General features: G+C 39.9%; 22 protein-coding genes, 1 tRNA gene and 1 pseudogene. 19 read left to right on the top strand and 5 right to left on the bottom strand.

What is annotated here, in order from left to right:
- Positions 1-69: 69 nt before the first annotated feature.
- A tRNA-Sec gene (locus PQ478_RS13275) sits at positions 70-166 on the bottom strand.
- A 463-nt stretch (positions 167-629) separates the two neighbouring features.
- On the opposite strand from PQ478_RS13275, the gene selB reads away from it, so the two are divergent.
- The 6 genes from selB (at position 630) to phnC (ending at position 6,522) form a co-directional block, all read left to right on the top strand.
- Positions 630-2,582 carry a selenocysteine-specific translation elongation factor gene (selB, locus tag PQ478_RS13270; protein WP_289234576.1) on the top strand — a complete coding sequence of 651 codons (1,953 nt, stop codon included), beginning with the start codon at positions 630-632 and terminating at the stop codon, positions 2,580-2,582.
- Entirely contained in the window at positions 2,579-3,589 is a 1,011-nt protein-coding gene (locus tag PQ478_RS13265) for a glycosyltransferase (protein WP_289234575.1), read from the top strand. The genes selB and PQ478_RS13265 overlap by 4 nt, the downstream gene beginning before the upstream one ends.
- 25 nt (positions 3,590-3,614) lie before the next feature.
- The gene (locus tag PQ478_RS13260; protein ID WP_012959268.1) at positions 3,615-3,944 is read left to right on the top strand and encodes a hypothetical protein; all 330 of its coding nucleotides are present in this window, start codon (positions 3,615-3,617) and stop codon (positions 3,942-3,944) included.
- 125 nt (positions 3,945-4,069) lie between these two features.
- Positions 4,070-5,002, top strand: a complete 933-nt coding sequence (phnD, locus tag PQ478_RS13255; protein WP_289234574.1) for a phosphate/phosphite/phosphonate ABC transporter substrate-binding protein — start codon at positions 4,070-4,072, stop codon at positions 5,000-5,002.
- Between the two features lie 11 nt (positions 5,003-5,013).
- On the top strand, positions 5,014-5,775 hold the full coding sequence (phnE, locus tag PQ478_RS13250) for a phosphonate ABC transporter, permease protein PhnE (RefSeq protein WP_012959266.1): 762 nt from the start codon (positions 5,014-5,016) through the stop codon (positions 5,773-5,775).
- A gap of 12 nt (positions 5,776-5,787) precedes the next feature.
- Complete coding sequence (phnC, locus tag PQ478_RS13245) at positions 5,788-6,522, top strand: phosphonate ABC transporter ATP-binding protein (RefSeq protein ID WP_289234573.1); 735 nt, start codon at positions 5,788-5,790, stop codon at positions 6,520-6,522.
- A gap of 36 nt (positions 6,523-6,558) precedes the next feature.
- Here phnC and selD read toward each other — a convergent pair whose 3' ends face one another.
- Entirely contained in the window at positions 6,559-7,611 is a 1,053-nt protein-coding gene (gene selD, locus PQ478_RS13240) for a selenide, water dikinase SelD (RefSeq protein ID WP_289234572.1), read from the bottom strand.
- A 178-nt stretch (positions 7,612-7,789) separates the two neighbouring features.
- On the opposite strand from selD, the pseudogene PQ478_RS21945 reads away from it, so the two are divergent.
- The 3 genes and pseudogenes from PQ478_RS21945 to PQ478_RS13230 form a co-directional block, all read left to right on the top strand.
- Positions 7,790-7,978: pseudogene (locus tag PQ478_RS21945) on the top strand (Rdx family protein); the annotation flags it as partial.
- Between the two features lie 74 nt (positions 7,979-8,052).
- Positions 8,053-9,444 (top strand): L-seryl-tRNA(Sec) selenium transferase, encoded by a 1,392-nt coding sequence (gene selA / locus PQ478_RS13235; RefSeq protein WP_289234571.1) that lies wholly within the window; start codon positions 8,053-8,055, stop codon positions 9,442-9,444.
- A 2-nt stretch (positions 9,445-9,446) separates the two neighbouring features.
- Positions 9,447-9,941 carry an acyl-CoA thioesterase gene (locus PQ478_RS13230; protein ID WP_012959261.1) on the top strand — a complete coding sequence of 165 codons (495 nt, stop codon included), beginning with the start codon at positions 9,447-9,449 and terminating at the stop codon, positions 9,939-9,941.
- A gap of 57 nt (positions 9,942-9,998) precedes the next feature.
- On the opposite strand, the gene PQ478_RS13225 is transcribed toward PQ478_RS13230, so the two are convergent.
- Positions 9,999-10,136 carry a small acid-soluble spore protein P gene (locus tag PQ478_RS13225; RefSeq protein WP_289234570.1) on the bottom strand — a complete coding sequence of 46 codons (138 nt, stop codon included), beginning with the start codon at positions 10,134-10,136 and terminating at the stop codon, positions 9,999-10,001.
- Positions 10,137-10,250: 114 nt separating this feature from the next.
- Between PQ478_RS13225 and PQ478_RS13220 the strand changes: the two genes are divergently transcribed.
- Positions 10,251-10,499, top strand: coding sequence for a hypothetical protein (locus PQ478_RS13220; protein WP_012959259.1), 249 nt, complete (start codon positions 10,251-10,253; stop codon positions 10,497-10,499).
- A gap of 93 nt (positions 10,500-10,592) precedes the next feature.
- On the opposite strand, the gene sspO is transcribed toward PQ478_RS13220, so the two are convergent.
- Complete coding sequence (sspO, locus tag PQ478_RS13215; protein WP_012959258.1) at positions 10,593-10,754, bottom strand: small acid-soluble spore protein SspO; 162 nt, start codon at positions 10,752-10,754, stop codon at positions 10,593-10,595.
- Between the two features lie 269 nt (positions 10,755-11,023).
- On the opposite strand from sspO, the gene acnA reads away from it, so the two are divergent.
- From acnA to PQ478_RS13170, 9 genes are all read left to right on the top strand, one after another.
- The gene (gene acnA / locus PQ478_RS13210) at positions 11,024-13,747 is read left to right on the top strand and encodes an aconitate hydratase AcnA (protein WP_289234569.1); all 2,724 of its coding nucleotides are present in this window, start codon (positions 11,024-11,026) and stop codon (positions 13,745-13,747) included.
- 140 nt (positions 13,748-13,887) lie between these two features.
- Complete coding sequence (locus PQ478_RS13205) at positions 13,888-14,337, top strand: MarR family winged helix-turn-helix transcriptional regulator (RefSeq protein WP_075682731.1); 450 nt, start codon at positions 13,888-13,890, stop codon at positions 14,335-14,337.
- Positions 14,338-14,535: 198 nt separating this feature from the next.
- A complete protein-coding gene (locus tag PQ478_RS13200) occupies positions 14,536-17,817 on the top strand; it encodes an efflux RND transporter permease subunit (RefSeq protein WP_289234568.1) in 3,282 nt (1,093 codons plus the stop codon).
- 127 nt (positions 17,818-17,944) lie between these two features.
- Positions 17,945-18,088, top strand: coding sequence for a hypothetical protein (locus PQ478_RS13195; protein ID WP_012959254.1), 144 nt, complete (start codon positions 17,945-17,947; stop codon positions 18,086-18,088).
- Between the two features lie 8 nt (positions 18,089-18,096).
- Positions 18,097-18,363, top strand: coding sequence for a DUF1657 domain-containing protein (locus PQ478_RS13190; protein ID WP_289234567.1), 267 nt, complete (start codon positions 18,097-18,099; stop codon positions 18,361-18,363).
- A 90-nt stretch (positions 18,364-18,453) separates the two neighbouring features.
- Positions 18,454-19,182, top strand: coding sequence for a DUF421 domain-containing protein (locus PQ478_RS13185; RefSeq protein ID WP_012959252.1), 729 nt, complete (start codon positions 18,454-18,456; stop codon positions 19,180-19,182).
- 59 nt (positions 19,183-19,241) lie between these two features.
- Complete coding sequence (locus PQ478_RS13180; RefSeq protein WP_012959251.1) at positions 19,242-19,370, top strand: FbpB family small basic protein; 129 nt, start codon at positions 19,242-19,244, stop codon at positions 19,368-19,370.
- A 79-nt stretch (positions 19,371-19,449) separates the two neighbouring features.
- Positions 19,450-19,587, top strand: a complete 138-nt coding sequence (locus tag PQ478_RS13175; RefSeq protein WP_012959250.1) for an acid-soluble spore protein N — start codon at positions 19,450-19,452, stop codon at positions 19,585-19,587.
- 177 nt (positions 19,588-19,764) lie between these two features.
- On the top strand, positions 19,765-20,241 hold the full coding sequence (locus PQ478_RS13170; protein ID WP_289234566.1) for a VanZ family protein: 477 nt from the start codon (positions 19,765-19,767) through the stop codon (positions 20,239-20,241).
- Here PQ478_RS13170 and PQ478_RS13165 read toward each other — a convergent pair.
- A complete protein-coding gene (locus PQ478_RS13165) occupies positions 20,236-20,880 on the bottom strand; it encodes a TVP38/TMEM64 family protein (protein ID WP_289234565.1) in 645 nt (214 codons plus the stop codon). The two genes, PQ478_RS13170 and PQ478_RS13165, sit on opposite strands and share 6 nt — an antisense overlap.
- Positions 20,881-20,986 lie beyond the last annotated feature (106 nt).

Below are 20,986 nucleotides of genomic sequence, written 5' to 3'. Positions count from 1 at the left end.
TAATAAAATGAATGCCCCTGTGATCAATCGATCCAGGGGCTGATTTATATAAAAAGGATATATATAATTTGGCGGGACTGTGTAGGAATCGAACCTACCAGAGACGGCACGCGCCTCTCGAGCGGTTTTGAAGACCGTGACGAACACCAGTGTCGCAGCCAGCCCCAAGAAGTTCTATATAATTATTAAAATTTGAACGAACTCTATTATGCATGAATTACTTAATTTTATCAAGTGAAATGTAGAGTAGATGTTTGCTGGCAAAAATACGTTAGTAGAGATTAGTTGTTGAGTAATCAATTGGGAACTTTTTGGTTTGAAAATTCCTTATAATCACATAACTAATTACGCTCTGTCTTAGCGGATGAATGATACGAAGACTCCTGTGTGGACTAGAGCAAAAGTGAGATCCCACAGTGCTTTAGCCCGAGGAAGCTCACTAGCTCCACACGGAAAGCGAAGTATCGTTCAGGAGCGGCTTATTAATACAAGCTGCCGCGTATTTCTGACTTGAATTTTTATATATTCATTTTCTAAATATCTTAAATTTAAGCCATCCAATCAGATGGCTTTTTTACGTCCCCATAACATTTTAGTAAATCGCTTTTAACTGCTGTGTGGCGTGTAGTATGATAATACAACGTACATACGGAGAGAAGGAAGTGGCTTGTGTGAAAAAACATTTTACCATTGGAATGGCCGGTCATATTGATCACGGGAAAACATCTCTGACCAAAGCATTAACAAATGTGTATACAGACCGTTTAAAAGAAGAGCAGGAACGAAAAATCTCCATAGAGCTAGGTTATGCGCCGCTCACTTTAAATGAGGATATGGAAGTATCGATCATTGATGTTCCTGGACATGAACGCTTTATCAGACAGATGATTGCAGGCGTTGCAGGTATTGATATGGTTATGCTTGTGATCGCAGCAGACGAAGGCGTCATGCCGCAGACGCGCGAACATTTAGATATCCTGACCTTGCTTGGGATCAAGCGAGGTGTGGTTGTGGTGACCAAAATAACTAAAGTAGACTCTGAAATGCTAGAACTAGCAAGAATGGATATAGAAGATTCAATCAGAGGAACGTTTCTTGATAGCCAGCCTGTCTTTCTCGTTGACAGCATTGAAGAAGTCGGTTTAGAAGAATTGAAAGCAGGGTTAATCGAGCAATTGTCTGTCCTAGATGTGCGTAATGCAAGCGGAGCATTTAGACTGCCGATTGATCAAGTATTTACCGTTCATGGACAAGGTACCGTTGTGAGAGGAACAGTTTATGAAGGCATGATACAGGAAGGTGATATGGTCGAAGTGCTGCCACAGGGTAAGTTAGTTCGAGCAAGACAGCTTCAAGTGCATCATCAGCCTAGAGAAGAGGGGCATGCCGGCCAGCGGGTAGCAATTAATATAGGAGGCATTGAAAAAGCTTCGCTAAAAAGAGGGGATGTGATCGCTGCACCAGGCCGTTATGAGTCGACACAAACGATTGATATTGCTTTAAAGACAGTTAATGAACTGAACCATTTGATCAAACAGCGCCAGGCAATTAAATTACATATTGGCACATCAGAAGTGTATGGAAAAATCGTCTTTTTTGACCGCAATGAGTTACAAGCAGAGAGAGATGAAGTCCTTTGCCAGCTGCGCTTAGACGAACCGGTGGTGACAAGGCGTGGAGACCGATTTATTTTAAGACGTCCTACTCCAATGGAGACGATCGGCGGCGGAGAAGTCATTGATGGGCATGGCCAGACGTATAAATTTGGTCAGGCGACTGTTCAGATGCTAGCTAAAAAGCGTGAAGGGACGCCTGAAGAATTAATCATAAACCTATTGTCGGAAAGAAAAGCATTATCAATAGACGAAATAATTTCACATACCGGATTACAAGCAGAAATAGTAGAAGCAGCAATTAAAGAAAAAGAATTTATACCCTTGAGCAATTCAATTGTCACCTCAAAAGAAGTGTCAGCTCTTGCTGTGAGAACAGTTATACAAGATCTTACGACATATCATAACGACCATCCAATGAGAAAAGGGATGGCAAAAGCAGAATTGATTCAGGCAAATAAATCAGCATTCCCGAACGTTTTATTTGAATCTGTAATTGAAAATGAAATTGAGAATGGTTCAGTCCGCCGCATTGGTCCAAGCATTGCTCTTGTCTCTCATCACCCGCACCCTCCAAAGAAATGGGAAAAAAGGGTTGAGCATGTGTTAGGGGCTCTTCGGAAAGAAGGGTTTAAAGTTTCGCCTCTTATCGATCATCTAGAGGCGCAGCAGCTGCCTGAGAATTTAAGACCGGAGCTTATTCACTATTTTGAACAAGAAGAGCTTATTTACCGTTTAGATGAAAAATTAGTTGTTCATTATGAGCCATTTAAAATGATGGTAAAGGAATTATGGGAGCGTTCGAGTGAGAGTTTTACATTACAGGAAGCAAAAGATCATACTGAACTTTCACGAAAATATCTTGTTCCTTTTTTAGAAAAACTAGATTCTCTAAAGCTCACAAAACGGGATGACCAAAAAAGAGTGTGGATTACTGAACATATAGAGCAGTGGGTGAGACAATCGTGAGAGTGTTGTTTTTTACTCCTTACTTTAAACAAAACAGAGGAAATGCGACTACTGCGAAACGTATCGTGCACGGACTGCGTCTAATGGATATAGAAGTAGTTGTTTTCGCTTATGAGGAAATGACGTGGAATGATCGTTGGCAGGAAATTTTTGATGAAGTGGATCTTTACCACATTCTACATTTACGGAGGTTTGCCAACTGGAAGAATAAGCATGATGTTAGCCTCAACAAGCCATATGTCCTTACATCAGGAGGGACAGATATTAACGAAGACTTAGCTGATCCAAATGCATTGCTTTTGATGGGGAATGTAGCTGATGACTCATGTGCTGTTACCGTATTTACGGATGATGGGAAAGAAAAAGTGGCAGCTTCTTATCCAGACCTGAGCGACCGGACTCATGTGATTCCGCAAAGTATATGGCTGCCAGCAGAGACTGATGAGTCTATTCTTTTGCCTAAAGGAAATCCTGTGATTTTATTACCTGCAGGATTGAGAAAGGTTAAGGATATCTTTTATTTATGGGAGGCATTTACTTCCTTAGCTGAACGGTATCCAGAAATGAAAGTGGTATTTGTCGGTGCAGCTCTTGAGCATGGTCTTCTTAAACAAGTAGAAATGAAAGAAGATGAAGTGGAATGGTTTACGTATATTGGGGAAGTATCTTTAGAGGCAATGGCTCATATATTTAAGCAAGCAGATATCGTGATCAACACTTCGATTTCAGAAGGTCAGCCAACAGCATTACTTGAAGCGATGTATTCAAAACGAGTCGTAGCGGCAAGGAGGAATCCCGGCAATTGCAGTGTGGTCATAGATGGAGAAAATGGGTTTACTTTCGATTCACCAGAGCATTTTATTATGAAGGTGGAATCTTTAATAAAAAACCCGAAGCAACAACAGGAGATCGCAGAAAAGGCTTTTCAATACGTGAGTCATCATCATCAATTTGATGCTGAAATAAAAGCTTATGTGAATGTATTCAATCATTGTTTAAGCAAGTAATCAATTGAATGAAGGGGGAGTATGTATGGTTCGGACCATCTATTATTATGCAGTGATGTTTGTAACCCTCGTGATGATGATTGGCGGAGGTGTGGCGATGGCCATGAATGTATCTGACTTAGTGGTGCCGTCTCCGTATTATTACTCATTTCAAGATTTTAAGATGAATCAAGAATCGATGCCTGATTCTGATAAAACAGAAGAAGAAATTCGCGAGATCTACCTCGAACAAAAAGAAGAACAAATGGAAATGCAGCGCACTCAAGCAATGAATCAATTATTAAAGAACATCGCCTGGGTGCTGATTCCTCTTCCTTTCTTTATTCTTTCAAGAAGGCAGCTAAAACGAGAATAGAAGAACAAAACAAGTGAATCTACCCTTTCACAAAAGGACATTGCTTTACAAGTGCCTTGTGAAAGTGGTAGATTCATTTCATGTAAAAAAGTAGAAATAGTGATGTTTATGAATGGAGAGATCATATGAAAAAGTGGCTTTTATCAATTGGACTAGCTCTTACCCTATCTGCTTGCGGCTCGGGAGAAGATGCACCATCTACAGATGAGGCGGATACATCTTCTGGAGGCGAAACTTCAGATGAGGTGTTTGAAGTGGCGGTTATTCCGTCTCAGTCTACAGGCGAAATGGAAACAGGACTTTCTAATTTAGAATCACATTTAACGGATGCGCTCGGCCGTGAAGTAGAAGTGAATCAATATCCTAATTATAATGCGGTAGTTGAAGCATTAAATTACAATCACATTGACCTTGCATTTCTTGGGCCTTTAACGTATTTAATTGCCCACGAACAAAGCGGAGCGCAGGCAATCATTACTCAAGAAATTGACGGGGAACCTTATTACTATTCCTATATCATTACACATTCTGATTCAAAATGGGAAACTCTTGAAGATATGCTTGCCGACCGTGAAGAAGTTAATTTTGCCTTTGCGAGCAACTCTTCGACATCCGGTCATCTAATTCCAGGACTTGAATTACGTAATCGCGGTCATTATGAAGATGATTTGAATAATGATTTTGCTCAAGTACAATTTGCAGGTTCGCATGACATTGTAACAACTCTTGTTCAAGATCAGTCGGTACAAGCAGGAGCGGTTGACAGTGCAATTTTAGAAGCATTAATGAAAGATGATGAAGCGAATGGCGGGACATTGCGTGAGGATATTAAAGTAATCTGGCAGTCAGATAAGTTATATCAGTACCCTTGGGTCGTTCCAAGTGAGATGACAGAAGAAGAAATTGAAGACATTCGGGCGGCATTTTATGAAATTACTGATGAAGAGATCTTACGCATCTTTGGCGGTGCATCTTCATTTGTAGAGGCCGATGATACTCAATATGCCGATGTACTTGAGGCTGCTCGTGAATTTGACATGCTTAAGCTAGAAGAATAGGAGTTTAATGAATGGTCTGGTTCAGACGTAGATACCTCTTTTATTTGCTGCTGATTATAGCAGCAACTTGGTGGAGTATGAATATGACGGGATTTGAGTGGAGAAAATTAGCTCAAATCCCGAATATTTTTGAAATGATAAGCAATCGCTTCTTTCCAGTTGAGTGGTCATTGTTCCCCCGCATGGCAAGGGAAAGCTTAGTTACGCTTGCTATGGCATTTTTAGGGACTTTTTTTGCATTAATCGTAGCCGTGCCTTTAAGTTTTTTAGCAGCAAGAAATACGAGCGGCTCTAGAGTCATATATGGCTCTGTCAGATCGTTCTTAAGCGGCCTGCGGTCCATTCCTGAGATTGTGTTCGGTTTAATTTTTGTCACGGCATTTGGGCTTGGACCTTTTGCAGCTGTGCTTGCGATTATTCTGCATAATATCGGGGTGCTTGGCAAACTGATTTCTGAATTAATTGAAGCAGCAGATGACGGGCCTCAAGAAGCGATGAAATCTGTTGGCGCGACTAGGTGGGTAGGCCATCTTTTTTCGATCATTCCGCAGATTTGGCCAAATATCTTATCTCATTATTTTTATCGGTTTGAAGTGGCGATCAGAACGTCGCTAATTTTAGGTTTTATTGGAGGCGGCGGAATCGGGCAGCAATTATTTAATCACTTTCAAAGCTTTTATTATACAGCCGTTGCCCTAGACATCATTTGTATTATGATATTAGTCATATTCGTTGATGTTATTGGCGGGCGAATCAGAGCTAGAGTTATTTAGGAGAGAAACCTTATGCTAGAGATCTCAAATTTATCAGTCAGGTATCCAAAAGCGAAGGAAAACGCATTAGATCAAATAAGCCTTACGATGAATAAGGGAGAGTTTATTTGTATTCTAGGACGGAGCGGAGCAGGTAAGTCGACCTTTATTCGTTGTATTAACCGGCTTATTCGACCTACTTCAGGTTCGATACGTTTTGATGGGAGAGAGCTCGTTGGTCTTCGTGAAAAAGAAATGCGTGAAATTCGGGCAGAAATGGTCATGATTTTTCAGCATTTTAATCTTATTCCTCGGATGTCTGTATATCAAAATACATTAACTGGCTCATTTGGGGGGCGTCCTGCTTATAAAAACCTGCTAGGACTTTTCAAAGCTTCTGAAAAAGCACAGGCTGATCAAGCATTAAGAGAAGTTGAGCTGGATCGTTTTAGGGATAAGCGTGTCGAGGCCCTAAGCGGCGGGCAGAAGCAGCGAGTAGGTATTGCAAGGGCCCTGATGCAAAAGCCTAGTATCATTTTAGGAGATGAGCCGGTAGCCAGTCTAGATCCTACGACTTCTGAGCGGATTTTTAACTTGCTAAGGCAAATTCATGATGAGAGAGGTCTTTTGACTATCATTAATGTGCATGATGTTGAGCTTGCCAAAAAGTATGCTACACGGATTATCGGCTTTAAAGAAGGGACATTAATCTTTGATAACAAGCCCGAAGCGCTTACGAATGATGTGTTTGCTAAGATTTATAAATAAAAACGATTCAGCTTTCTTAAAAGCTGAATCGTTTTTTTATGATTGAACGTAAAGAGGATAATCTGATTTTTCACCCACGCGGCCAATAATAGAAGCCGTGAGTCCTCTTTTATGCATGTCTTCTACATACTGCTGTGCTTCTTCTTCGGTTAAACTTACAAGAAGACCGCCAGAAGTAATCGCATCACATAAGATGCTTTTTTCAACTTCTGTGATGGAGGATTGATACTCCACATCAGGAGCGATCCAGCGCTCATTCGCTTTTGAGCCGCCAGGAACTATTCCTTGCCGAGCCAATTCTTTTGTACCCTCTAACATAGGTACACTTGATGCTTGAATTTCAAAGCTCACTTCACTGCCCTTAGCCATTTCCAGGCTGTGGCCTAATAAACCAAAGCCCGTCACATCAGTAACCGCATGAGGGTTTAATCCTTCAAGAGCTTCTGCAGCTTCTTTATTAAGAGCAGCCATTGTGCGAGTCACCGCTTCTTCTTGCTCTTTAGTGACAGCTTCGCGCTTAATGCCGGTCGTTAAAATGCCTACGCCAATCGGCTTTGTTAAAACGAGAACATCACCAGGCTTTGCTCCGACATTTTTGAAAATGCGGTCAGGGTGCGCAAGACCAGTAACAGATAAACCAAATTTCGGCTCTTGGTCATCGATAGAATGTCCGCCAACTATTACTGCGCCGGCTTCTTTCACTTTATCTGCTGCTCCTCTGAGAATATCCGCAAGCATTTCAGGTGGAAGTTTTTTAATTGGAAACCCAACAATATTCAATACTGTTGTAGGTTTGGCACCCATCGCATATACATCGCTTAATGCGTTGGCTGCTGCAATTTGACCGAACATATATGGATCATCAACGACAGGAGTAAAGTAATCCACTGTTTGAATCATTGCAAGATCGTCTGTTAAACGATAGGCTCCTGCATCATCTGAAGTTTCTAGTCCAACTAATAAATTTGGATCATCTGTTTGTTTAGGTAAGTGACGCAAAACTTGCGTCAGGTCTTCAGGACCAATTTTGCATCCTCAACCAGCTTTTGTCGAGAAAGTAGTTAAACGGATGTTCTCTCTTTTGTCCATCAAAGGAACCCTCCTTCTTTCTTTATTAAGTAAAAACAACAATCATTGATGCGCATATTGTTTTGCATCAGACCACATCTTATCCTACAATAGATAAGAAAAAACTGTAAAGGAGTTTGATTTGATGAAGTATACAGTTTCTGTTGAATTTTGCATGATGTGAAACTTTGCACCTAAAGCCGTGAGTCTCACGGATGACATATTAGACCATTTTAGAGGTCAGGTTGCAGAAGTCAAGCTTATAACAAGTTCGGGCGGTGTATTCGAAGTTGTGGTAAATGGAGAAACCTTGCATTCTAAGAAAGAAACCGGTGTTTTTCCAAAAGCAGAAGATATGATTAAGAAAATGAAAGAGTTGGATCAATAAAGAGAAAAAGCACCTCTCTGGTGCTTTTTCTCCTTCAAAATAGAAGGTGAATATGCACCAAAAGGAGCTTTGAAATGAAACAACGATTGCTAAGACAAATTCCACCCATTCATGAGTTACAAAAAGATGAGGCATACATAACGTTGTTAAAGTCTGGGGATGTATCGGATGATCTTTTAACAGAATGGTTACAAGAGGCGGTTGCTGAAGTGCGTTCCCAAATCCTTAATGAGATTTGGACAGAAGAGGCTTCGATTAAGGAATCGATATTCACAGCTGTATCAGCGCGACTAAGTAAGCATTTTGATTATACGTTAAAAAAGGTGATAAACGGGACTGGAACCGTATTGCATACAAACCTCGGCAGAGCCATCTTGAGTGAGCAGGCAATCAAACAAGTGATTGTTGCAGCAACGTCCTATTCAAACTTGGAATACCGATTAGAGGAAGGTGCGCGGGGTTCTAGGCATGCCTTGATTGAAGATATCGTTAAAGAGGTGACCGGTGCGGAGGCGGCTATGGTTGTAAATAATAATGCTGCTGCTGTCTATTTTGTTCTTACAGCTTTTGCTAAAGGCAGAGAAGTCATCGTCTCACGAGGCGAGCTGGTTGAGATCGGGGGTTCTTTTCGCGTATCTTCCATTATGGAAGAGAGCGGCGCTCATCTGAAAGAAATAGGGACTACTAATAAAACACATTATAAAGATTATGAGGCAGCTATTTCGTGCGAAACAGCTATGTTGATGAAAGTTCACACGAGTAATTTTAAGACGATTGGATTTACGAGTGCGGTAGAATCAAAAGACTTAACAAAGCTAGCGAAAGAAAAAGAAGTCATCTTATATGAGGATCTTGGCAGCGGAGCACTATATGATCTCAGTCAGCACGGGATAGGTGATGAGCCGCATGTGAGTGAAGTTCTCGCACAAGGTGTAGATCTGGTCACATTCAGCGGTGATAAGTTACTTGGCGGTCCGCAAGCAGGAATCATTGCAGGCAGTAAAGAGTTGATTGATCGCCTGAAAAAACATCAGCTTGCTCGAGTATTAAGGGTTGATAAAATGACATTGGCAGCACTAGAGGCTACATTAAAGTCTTATATTGATTCAAACACCGCACTCAAAGAAATCCCTACCCTTAAAATGATTGTTAAGAGTAAAGAAGAGATAAAACAGGAGTCAGAACAGTTTACATCAATGCTTAGTAAGGAATGGAATAGTGAACTAATTGAAGACTTCTCGATGGTAGGCGGAGGCACAATGCCTGATGTACAGCTAGAGACGTGGCTTCTCTTATTGAGCCACCCAAATAAAAAAACACAAGAGATGATTGAAGCGCTCCGTTTAGGGGAGACTGCTGTTGTAACGAGAGTGAAAGATGATAAAATAGCGATCGATTTCAGGACCATTTCCTCAAATGATTACGATGAATTACTAACTCGGTTAGAACTAGTGAAGGAAGTGTAATAATGACAAATTCAAATCAAAAAACAAGTGCAAGTTCAAAAACTACCTTAACTGATATTGTCCTTCCGCCGGATACAAATTATCACGGGACGATATTTGGCGGAAATGTAATGGCTTATATTGATAAAGTAGCCAGCATTGCAGCTATGCGGCATGCAAGAAGTCAAGTAGTGACAGCTTCGAGTGACAGCCTTGACTTTATCTCTCCTATTCGTACAGGGGAGGCGATTTGTTTAGAAGGGTATGTTTCGTATACTAGAAAAACATCGATGGAAGTGTTTGTAAAGGTTGAGGCAGAAGATTTGATTACTGGAGAAAGACGTTTAACCGCTACATCCTACTTAACCTTTGTTGCTCTAGATGAAGCTGGAAAGCCAAAGGAAGTACCTGAAATCATACCGGAAACAGAGGAAGAGAAGTGGCATTACCAAGGGGCGACAGAACGCTACGAAATAAGAAAAAAGCGCAGAAAAGAAGCGCGTGAACGTGAAAAATAGCAGCGCTAAGGCCTTTCACATTATAGGTGAAAGGCCTTTTGTCGAGCGTATTGTTGTTTAACCTTCGCCGTCTGTCTGCCCAACATGATTGGCTTTTTTTACTTTCTTAGAACCACTCATCGGCTCTGGCTGTCCAGGGTTATTTTCTTTTGGCGCATTTTTACGCTGGTCTTTATAAGTGTTGCGTTCAGTCATAGATCATCCCTCCTCACCGTTAGTATGGGAAAATACCTTAGTGCTATACGAATAATTAAAAGGAATTTTCGAAACCTAAGCTTGTACGCAGTCATTTTAAGGAGGGTATGAATCATGCCATATCAAAAAAATAAACAACAAGCATTTCAAGCAGCACAGCAAGCTGTAGTCCAGGCAGAACAAGCTGTAGGGAATATAAACAGCCATGCTGCAGAGGTTGGAGTTCACACTAAACGAGCTGAACAAGAGGTAGAAGAAGCCGTGCAGCAAATTCAGAAAGCACTTGAAGTGGCTTCTGAACACCAGCGCGCACAATTAGAGCAGTACCAGCAGCAAATCGAGCAATTACGGTCTCAAATGTAAAAAAAGCACTAGCTCCTCAAGTTTTAGTGAGGAACTAGTGCTTTTTTATAGTGTTCTATTTCAACTAGGGCAATCGTATCCGTCATCAGTCGCTTACTGGCGTTTCTTCGTCTTTTTGTTATTCTGACGTTCCATTTCAGTTAATGGCTCGTTAGCAGATTCTTGATTAAATTGCGAGTTGTACCCAGTGCCCTTGCCTTGACCTGAAGCATGGTTCATACCCGGAATAATGTGGTTTGACTTCTTCTTTGTCATTGATCTCACCTCCGCTCTTAGTGTGTACATTCAACAGATTTTCATATGCGTTTTGACAGCAATCGAAATATTTTTGCTAAATTGTCTACAAAATTTCAAAAATCCATTTATTCTTAAGACAACTTTTGCTATTCTAAAGAAGGAAGTGCGCGTACATAAATTAAAGCGCTTACTATTTTTATCAACATACCGTTTAAAAACTGCCGATCATTCATTTAGACAATTTTGACAGTTTGCGGTATGATAGTCTGGAGAAGGAGGGTATACATATGTCAAACAAACAGGATGTTTTTAATGCACGTTCGTCATTTTCAATTGACGGAAAGACGTATAACTACTACTCACTAAAGGCATTAGAAGATGCTGGAGTAGGTAATGTGACGAAACTTCCATATTCAGTAAAGGTTTTACTTGAATCGGTGCTTCGTCAACATGATGGCTATGTAATCAAAAAGGAGCATGTTGAGAACCTTGCGAAATGGGGAACAAACGAATTAAAAGAAATCGACGTTCCATTCAAACCATCACGCGTAATCCTACAAGACTTCACAGGTGTACCAGCAGTTGTTGACTTAGCGTCTCTACGTAAAGCAATGGCTGATATGGGTGGAGACCCTGACCAAATCAACCCTGAAATCCCAGTAGACCTTGTTATTGACCACTCTGTACAGGTGGACAAAGCAGGTACAAATGATTCACTTGACTTTAATATGAATCTTGAATTCCAACGTAACGAAGAGCGTTATCAATTCCTTAGCTGGGCTAAAAAAGCATTTAACAACTACAATGCTGTACCGCCAGCAACAGGGATCGTTCACCAAGTTAACTTAGAGTATTTAGCGAATGTTGTTCACGCTGTTGAACAAGACGGCGAAACAGTTGCATTCCCTGACACATTAGTAGGTACTGACTCTCATACAACGATGATCAATGGTATTGGTGTCCTTGGATGGGGTGTTGGTGGTATCGAAGCGGAAGCTGGAATGCTTGGACAACCTTCATACTTCCCAGTTCCAGAAGTTATCGGATGTAAATTTGTCGGATCTCTTCCAAGCGGAACAACAGCTACAGACGTAGCACTTAAAGTAACACAAGTACTTCGTGAGAAAAAAGTTGTTGGTAAATTTGTTGAATTCTTCGGTCCAGGACTAGCTGAAATGCCTTTAGCTGACCGTGCAACTATTTCTAACATGGCTCCAGAATACGGTGCAACATGCGGATTCTTCCCTGTAGATGAGGAAGCTCTTAACTACATGAGACTAACTGGTCGCTCTGAAGAACAAATCAAGCTTGTTGAAGAGTACAGCCGTGCAAACAACTTATTCTATGTAGCTGGTGAAACAGAAGATCCAGTTTATACAGATACAGTAGAAATTGACCTTTCTCAAATCGAAGCGAATCTTTCTGGTCCTAAGCGTCCGCAAGATTTAGTTCCACTTTCACAAATGCAAAAATCTTTCCGTGATGCAGTTGTGGCACCACAAGGAACTCAAGGTCTAGGATTAACAGAAGATGAATTCAATAAGAAAGTTGCAGTAAGCTTTAAAGATGGCCGTGAAGCAGAAATGACAACGGGCTCAATCGCTATTGCAGCAATCACAAGCTGTACGAACACTTCTAACCCATACGTACTTGTCGGGGCTGGTCTTGTAGCGAAAAAAGCTGTTGAGCTTGGTCTAGATGTTCCTACATTTGTTAAGACATCTTTAGCACCTGGTTCAAAAGTTGTTACAGGTTACTTAAAAGATTCAGGATTACTTCCATACATGGAGCAATTAGGCTTTAACATCGTAGGTTACGGCTGTACGACATGTATCGGTAACTCTGGTCCACTAGAAGATGAGGTTGAAGCAGCAGTTGGGGCAAATGACCTTACAGTGACATCTGTACTTTCTGGTAACCGTAACTTTGAAGGACGTATTCACCCTCTAGTAAAAGCTAACTACCTTGCATCACCACCGCTTGTTGTGGCTTATGCGCTTGCTGGTACGGTAGATATTGATCTTCAAAATGACCCAATCGGTCAAGATAAAGATGGTAAAGATGTATTCTTCAAAGACATCTGGCCTACAGCTGATGAAGTAAAAGACGTTGTGAACAAAACAGTTACACCTGAATTGTTCCGTCGTGAATACAATAATGTATTCGACAGCAACGATCGTTGGAACGATATCAAAACAACTGATGATGCGCTTTATAAGTGGGATGATGAGTCTACTTACATTGCCAATCCTCCGTTCTTTGAAGGTCTTTCAAAAGATCCTAAAGATATCGCACCATTATCAAGCCTGCGTGTAATTGGTAAGTTTGGTGATACGGTAACAACTGACCATATTTCACCTGCTGGTGCAATTGGTAAAGATACACCTGCTGGTAAATACTTGATCTCTAAAGGCGTTGAGCCTCGTGATTTCAACTCTTATGGTTCGCGTCGTGGTAACCATGACGTCATGATGAGAGGTACATTTGCTAACATCCGTATCCGCAACCAAATTGCTCCTGGTACAGAAGGCGGCTTCACAACGTTCTGGCCAACAGGCGAAGTTATGTCAATTTATGATGCAGCTATGAAATACAAAGAAACAAATACAGGTCTTGCGATCCTAGCTGGTAAAGATTACGGTATGGGAAGCTCACGTGACTGGGCTGCTAAAGGTACAAACCTTCTTGGCATAAAAACAGTTATCGCTGAGAGCTATGAGCGTATTCACCGCAGTAACCTAGTACTAATGGGTGTTCTTCCACTTCAATTCAAAGAAGGCGACAGCGCGGAGTCTCTTGGATTAACTGGAGAAGAAGCATTCGATGTACAAATCACAAACGATGTTAGACCTCGTGATATGGTGAAGGTTGTTGCAACAGATAAAGATGGCAACCAAAAAGAATTTGAAGTACTTGTTCGTTTTGATAGTGAAGTTGAAATGGATTACTACCGTCATGGCGGTATCCTTCAGATGGTACTACGCAGTAAATTTGCTCAAATCGAAGCATAAACGAATTGAAGCAATCATAAGAAAACAGTCTGCCTGTGCGGCAGGCTGTTTTTTGATATGATTATCTTTTTTATTGAAAGCTTGTTAAAATCAACCTAGAAAGTTTCTAGAAATGGATTAGAAAGCTGGAGATGGTGAGAATGGAAGAATATAAAAAAGTATTAATTGAACTAGATGATCTAATGAGAAGTATTGGAAAGCACTTCATCCCTGATTTAGAAATATTAAATGAATTTCATTTAACAAAAAGACAGGTGGCAATTTTATTTCTTATTCTGAAAAAACCGGAAACAACCATTTCAGAAATAGCCCAGTACTTTGAAATCTCTAAGAGCGCTGTTAGTCAGTCGATGACAAAACTTGAAGAGGAAGACATTGTAATCAGAGAAGTAAATCATGAAAATCGAAGAGAAATGAATCTAATATTAGGGAACAATGGTCAGAGAATTCAACATGAATTATTTAAGCTCGAACAAAAAATGATGAATATCTATTTAACGAAATTACCAATTGAAGACTTATATCATGTCAGAGACACACTTCAAAAGCTCGATGAGATCATATTAAAAGAAAAAAAGGACAAATCGTGAACATTTATGACTTGTAAGTGAAAGTAATTGCCAACTATTTTGAAATCATTTAGTATGAAAACAGTTAAGAAATTAAACAGTAAGACATTAAACAGTTAACTCATTCGAAATGAAAAGTACAAGTACATATACGTTTTATTGTATGTCTTCTTGTTAACTTATAGAAAATCGCGCATAAACAAAGGAGAAAACGCACAAATGACAAACTTTTCAATCAGACGCCCTAAATTTACAATTGTGGCAATGCTTTTGTTTTTAATTTTCGGCTTTGTCTCTGTTACGAATTTACCCCTGCAGCTTTTCCCTAATATCAATCCTCCTGTAGCGGCTGTTGTAACGAGTTATTCAGGGGCAAGTCCAGAAGAAGTAGAAGATAAAGTGACTAAGCCTCTTGAAAGTCAGCTTGCCACCACCTCTGGGCTGAATAAAATTAGTTCAACGACCAGTGAGGGTATGACGCTGATTTTGCTTGAATTCAGCTGGACTACATCTATTGATGATGTAGAACTAGACATTATAAATACGATCCGTCAAACACCTCTTCCTGATGATGCAAACGAACCGAGCTTTTTAAAGTTCGATCCATCCATGATGCCGATGATGCAGCTTGCCATTACGGGTGATGACGATATTCTAGCTATTCAAGATTTAGTTGATGACCTAAGACTTGAGTTAGAGAAAGTTCCAGGTGTAGCAAGTATTGATGAAGCTGGAAGCATGATTGAAGAAGTACAGATTAATTTAAATCAAGATGAACTGACAACCAATAATCTAACACAGCAAGACATTATTCAAACGATTCAATCTCACAATACCTCCATGCCAGGTGGGACGGTTTCAAATGGTGACTTAAGCTTAACAACTCGTGTGATCAGTGAGCTTGTTACAGTGGAAGAGATTGAAGAATTAGTAGTGGGTGTTTCTGCTGACGGCAGTGAACTCACGTTAACCGATGTAGCTGAGGTTGAGGTGACTACTGGTGATACAGAAGTGATCACTAGAGCTAATCAAGAACCAGCTATTCAATTCACCATCATGAAAGAATCGGAATCAAATACGGTTTTAGTATCTAATGCCGTAAATGACCGGATGGATGAACTGCTGGATGATTCAAAATATGATGAGCTGAATGCTGTCATGTTATACGATGAAGGAAGTTATATTAATTCAGCGATTGCTAGTGTAACAAATGCCCTTATTTTCGGGGGGATTCTAGCTATGCTGGTCTTGTTCTTCTTCCTTCGTAATTTGAAGACGCCTTTAATTGTCGGGATTGCGATACCATTTTCAATTATTGTTACGTTTGCCTTTTTATATTTTGCAGGAATCGGCTTAAATCTAATGAGCTTAGGTGGTTTAGCCTTAGGAATTGGAATGCTCGTTGATAATGCCATTGTGGTAATCGAGAATATATACAGGCATCTATCAATGAATAAAAAACCAAAACAAGCAGCGCTTGATGGAACAAAAGAAGTTTCAAGTGCGATTATTGCCTCTACGCTGACCACCGTTTCGGTCTTTTTACCTATCGTGTTTATCAGCGGACTTGTTGCTAACTTATTTAGAGAATTTGCATTAGCTGTTTCCTTCAGTTTGCTTGCCTCCTTATTGGTGGCTTTAACAGTCGTACCAATGATTGCAAGCAGAATACTGAAGAAGCCGAATGAAGATCGTGAAGCAAAACGGATGCAGTCTTCCTTTATGAAAGGGATGGACCGCTCGATTCGCTGGGTATTAATGCATCGCCTAGCTGTACTCTTCATTACGTTTATTTTACTTGTTGTAGGTGGCTTAGGTTTAATGAACGTCGGCACTGAATTAATTCCTGACAGCGATCAAGGAACATTTACTGTTGATGTCGAGCTAGAGCAAGGAACGACGGTTGACCGCACTCAAGAGACAGTCAATGCAATTGAAGACGTCTTAAGTGATTACAGAGAAATTTCTGACTTTGTTTCAACAGCGGGATCTAGTGAACAAAATGTGATGATGGGGAATTCGGGAAGTCATCAGGCTCAAATTTTTGTCAATATGGCACCGCTTGACCAGCGCCAGATCTCAACAAGTGATTTTATTGAATCGATTGAAACTGAAGTAGCGAGAGTTGATCGTGATGCAGAAATTTCTTTATCAACGGTAGGTTCACTAGGTACGGAAGCTAATACATTAGTCTTTACGATCAGTGACCCAAATTCTGAACGGTTATATGAATCTGCCCAAGAATTAGAAGAAGAGTTATTATCAATACGTGAAGTCCGTGACTTAGAATTAAGTATTGAAGAAACAAGTCCTGAAATTCAAATTGAAGTGGACCGGACGCTTGCTCGGGAAAATGCATTAGCACCAGCGCAAATTGCCCAGCAGGTGCATGATTTAACAAGGGGACAATTAGCTTCTGCATTGCAGACAGATGATAATAATCTATACGATATTTTTGTGCAATTAGATCCTGAATTCACCGAGGATATTGAAGCTCTTGAAAATCTGCAGCTTCAAAACGGAAATGGTGAATTTGTTGCTTTAAGTGAAGTAGCTGAAATAGTGGAGGGAGAGAGCCCGGCAACAATTCAGCGCATGCAGCAGGAAGAGGCTGTAGAGTTTACTGTGTATTACTCAACTTCTACTACACTTGGTGATATTAGCAGGCTTGTCGAAGAGGCTGTAGATGAAGTGGAATTAGATGAGCAGACGACATTCAGCTACGGCGGGGAACAAGAGCTATTAGAAGATTCGATTGGCAGCATGGCTTTGGCTATTGTTCTTGCGATCATCTTCATTTATCTTGTCATGGCAGCTCAATTTGAATCCTTTAAAATGCCGTTTGTTATTATGTTCACAGTACCGCTTGTTGTGATCGGTGTGGCACTTGCTCTACTTGCAACGCAAACAGCATTAAGTGTAACGGTATTTATTGGGCTTATCGTCTTGATAGGTATAGTCGTTAATAATGCCATCGTGTTAGTTGATTATGTTAATCAGCGTAAAGCAAGCGGAATGAGTACGTTTGAAGCGTTGGTTGTATCTGTAAAAGATCGTACTAGACCAATTTTAATGACCTCTCTTACCACCATTTTAGGGATGGTTCCATTAGCCCTTGGTTTAGGCGAGGGAGCCGAGCTGCAGCAGCCGATGGCTCTTGCTGTTATTGGCGGGTTAATCAGTAGCACGTTCCTTACATTGTTTGTCATACCGGTTGTTTACAGTTTATTTGATAAACAAACGAGAAAAAGGCGTTATGTGACAGTCGAAGGGGAATTTAGTGAAGTGGATGATCGTGCAAGATCTCTTCCACCAATCGTTGAAACAGAACGAGTAAGTGAGTATGGCTACACTGAACAATCAATCTCAAATGTGTCAAAGGATGAAAATCCAAAAGATCAAACCACTCAGGATGATTCTTTATCAAAAGATGACATTTTGAAATTGTTAGAACAAATTGTTCATACCTCAAAAGAAAATAAAAAAGATATAGATCAATAATTCAAAAACCCCACTTGCAGGTTAGTTTGCGAGTGGGGTTTTTTGATTGTATTTTACCAACATAAATTTAAATCAAACGTACACAATATGAAATGTACGTTTATTTTACTTTAAAGGAGATGAGAAAATGGGTCGTCAAAAGAAAGGCAATGCCAATGCACAACGTAACAATAATGCGAAACAGCAAGGGAAAGAGAATCATTATGATACAGAGTTTGCGTCTTATGCAGAAGTAGAAGCAAAAAAGATGAACAAAAATCAACGTTCGTAGGTGATTCAATGACTGTCCAAACACAAATGCAGCAAGCGATTGCAGCTGCGCAATCTGTTCAATCGAGCTTAACGCAATTCAGTTTAGAAACCGAAAATCAAAAAGCAAAGCAAATGTTTGAACAATTAGCCGAACAGCAAAAGAATATTCTTACATTGCTTGAAGGAAGATATGCTCAAGTATTAAATGAAGAACCGCAGTTTAGTCAAAGTGAGTCCAATCAAGGTGAGGCTAATCAAAATCAGGCTCAAAACAAAAATCAACAAAGTAATTAACAACACTCATTCATAGGCGTTTTTAAGAGATAAAACCGAAGATGTTGCTCTTCGGTTTTATCTCATGAATGCGGAATAGGGGGATTCAAAGTGGACATTTGGTTAGGATCTGAAACATTACCGATTCACGGATTCTTAATAAGAGCCATTATTGTGTATGTATATATTTTTTTAATCGTAAAGGTAGTAGGACAGCGTTCCATGGGTTCTATTGATGCGCTTGATTTTATATTTGGAGTCGTTATAGGTGATATTTTAGGAGAACCTTTAACAGATGGATCTCTTGCACTGCAAGGACCGATTACAGCAGCTGCTACCATTGCCGGTCTCCATTTAACACTTAGTATGATTGCACTGAAAACCCCTCGTTTTAGAAGGGTTATTGAAGATGAACCAATTATATTAGCAAGGAATGGTGTTATTCTTCATCAGCAATTACGAAAAGTAAAGGTTACACTTGAGTCATTTATGATGGATATGCGCTTAAATGGAGCAAGCGATTTAAGTGAGGTGGATTATGCTGTTCTAGAAATGAATGGGCAAATCAGCGTCATTAAAAAGTCTGCTTATGATAGTGCCACACCGAATGATTTAAATAAACAAACCCCAAATAAAGGGTATCCTTCTGTCATTATTGAGGATGGACAGATTATTCATGCGAATTTAAAAAATCTTGGAACCATTGAATGGCTGCGAGAATTAATTCACAAAGAAGGGTACAAAAACCCTAAAGAGATATTCTTAATGACAATAGATGAATCAGGAAAAGTATATATTAGTCCTACAGATACGAAAGATCAAATAAAAAATGGGCGTTAACATGTATAAAAAACCTCCTCCGTTGCCAAACTGGATAAAAAACAAGAGGAGTGTTTCTAATGAGAAAAGTCAGAAAAGTGTCATTTGAGCAATTAGTGAGAGAGAATAAAGAAGAAATCTTAAAAAGTAAGGTATTATTAGAACAGCTTGAAGAAAAGTGGGAGCAGCGTCACGCAATTAATAAATAGAGATAGGTAAGTGATATAAAGATGTTTCCAGTCATATTTAATGATCTCCGTGCCATCCTAAGGTGAGGAGGGGATTTCATTGAAAAAAACGACAGCTTTTAACCAATACCGACCTAACCATCTCGGAACGCAGCCGCGTGAAGAACCTACGAACAAAGGCAAAAAAATGAATACTAAAGGCAATGAACAGCCTGATTACGTTCCTCCTAAAGGGTAGGAATAAAACAAAGATAAAGCTTAAGGATTATACAAATCCTTAAGCTTTTTTTATCTGTTTTAGTTTGTTAAAATGACGGTTAATCGTGAGAAAAATGTTGTCGATGAAAAGAGCTTGTCAAAATCGGGTATACGACTAATAATGAAGATAACAGATTAGTTTTGGGGTGTTGGCACCGTGGCAAATAGAAAAAATTTAATGTACATAGTTTTCTTTCTTTATTTAGGGGCTCTGTTTTATGTGACACTGCTTGCCTGGAATTACGGTGCTTCTCTAGGGTCTGCGGCTCCTGGGGGAAGGAATTATAACCTCATTCCATTTAGAAGCATTTACCGAATTGCCGTTTTCAGCCCAGATATTATGGATCCGATTCGAATTTTATTAGGGAATATCGTCATGTTTGTGCCTTTTGGATTCTTTTTATATGCGTTATTCTCAAAATTAAGAAGTATAGGGTTGGTTGCATTATTAGGCTTTTGCACTTCATCCATGATTGAAGTGAGCCAGTTTTTGTTTACCCACCGAGTAGCCAATATTGATGATCTGATTTTAAACACTGCAGGCGCACTTATAGGCGCAGTTATTGCTTGGACGATCATTAAGGCACGAAAAAGAATCATTGTGTATTCAAGCAGCCAAAAAAGCTCCCTATAATTCAGGGAGCTTTTCTTTTGATTCAGCTATTCTTTGCCAAACTCTATAAAGTACATAAACGACTAATAAAAACAGGAGATAAAAGCCAGCTATTATGACTAATTGGCCAGGGTCGTTGACAACAGAGTTCCCGACAACGGCAAATAAAATCATTGAAGGGACTTTTCCTAGCGAAGAAGCAATCGCATAAGATAAAAATTTGACTCTGCTTAGCGCTGAATAAATATTAACAATAATAGAGGGGATTATTGGGATCAGGCGTGTGAGAAAAATCGTCATAAATGCATTTCTTTCAAACAAACTTGTTACTTTATTTAGTGCCTTATAGCGCTTAAGTAATTGAAGTCCCCAATCTTGATAACCATATCTTACGAAAATAAACATAATGATTGATGCTAATGATGATCCTACCCACGTCATAAAACTGCCTAATACAGGTCCGTAGGCGGCTCCCAAAACTCCTCCGATAATCGGATATGGAATAATAGGAAATAAAGCAAAAAGTGTAGCAAGTACAGCAGTTAACAAGATATAATTTGCGCCGCCTTCGCGAATCCATAGTAAGAGTGACTCTCCGTAATAATAAATCACTAAAGCGAGCAAAACATACATACTAATAATACCTATTTTTTTGATCATTCCTGAAGCCTCCGCAAAACGTCATCGTTTCTATTTTATAATAATCTCGGCATACGTAAAGGGAAAAGGTTTCCTCAAATCACTTAAATGGTCCAAAGCTTATCGC

The sequence above is a fragment of the Alkalihalophilus pseudofirmus genome (genome assembly GCF_029094545.1).
GTDB lineage: Bacteria > Bacillota > Bacilli > Bacillales > Bacillaceae_D > Alkalihalophilus > Alkalihalophilus pseudofirmus.
The sequence above is the reverse complement of the archived record's forward strand: the minus strand, read 5'-3'. Positions and strand labels throughout refer to the sequence as shown.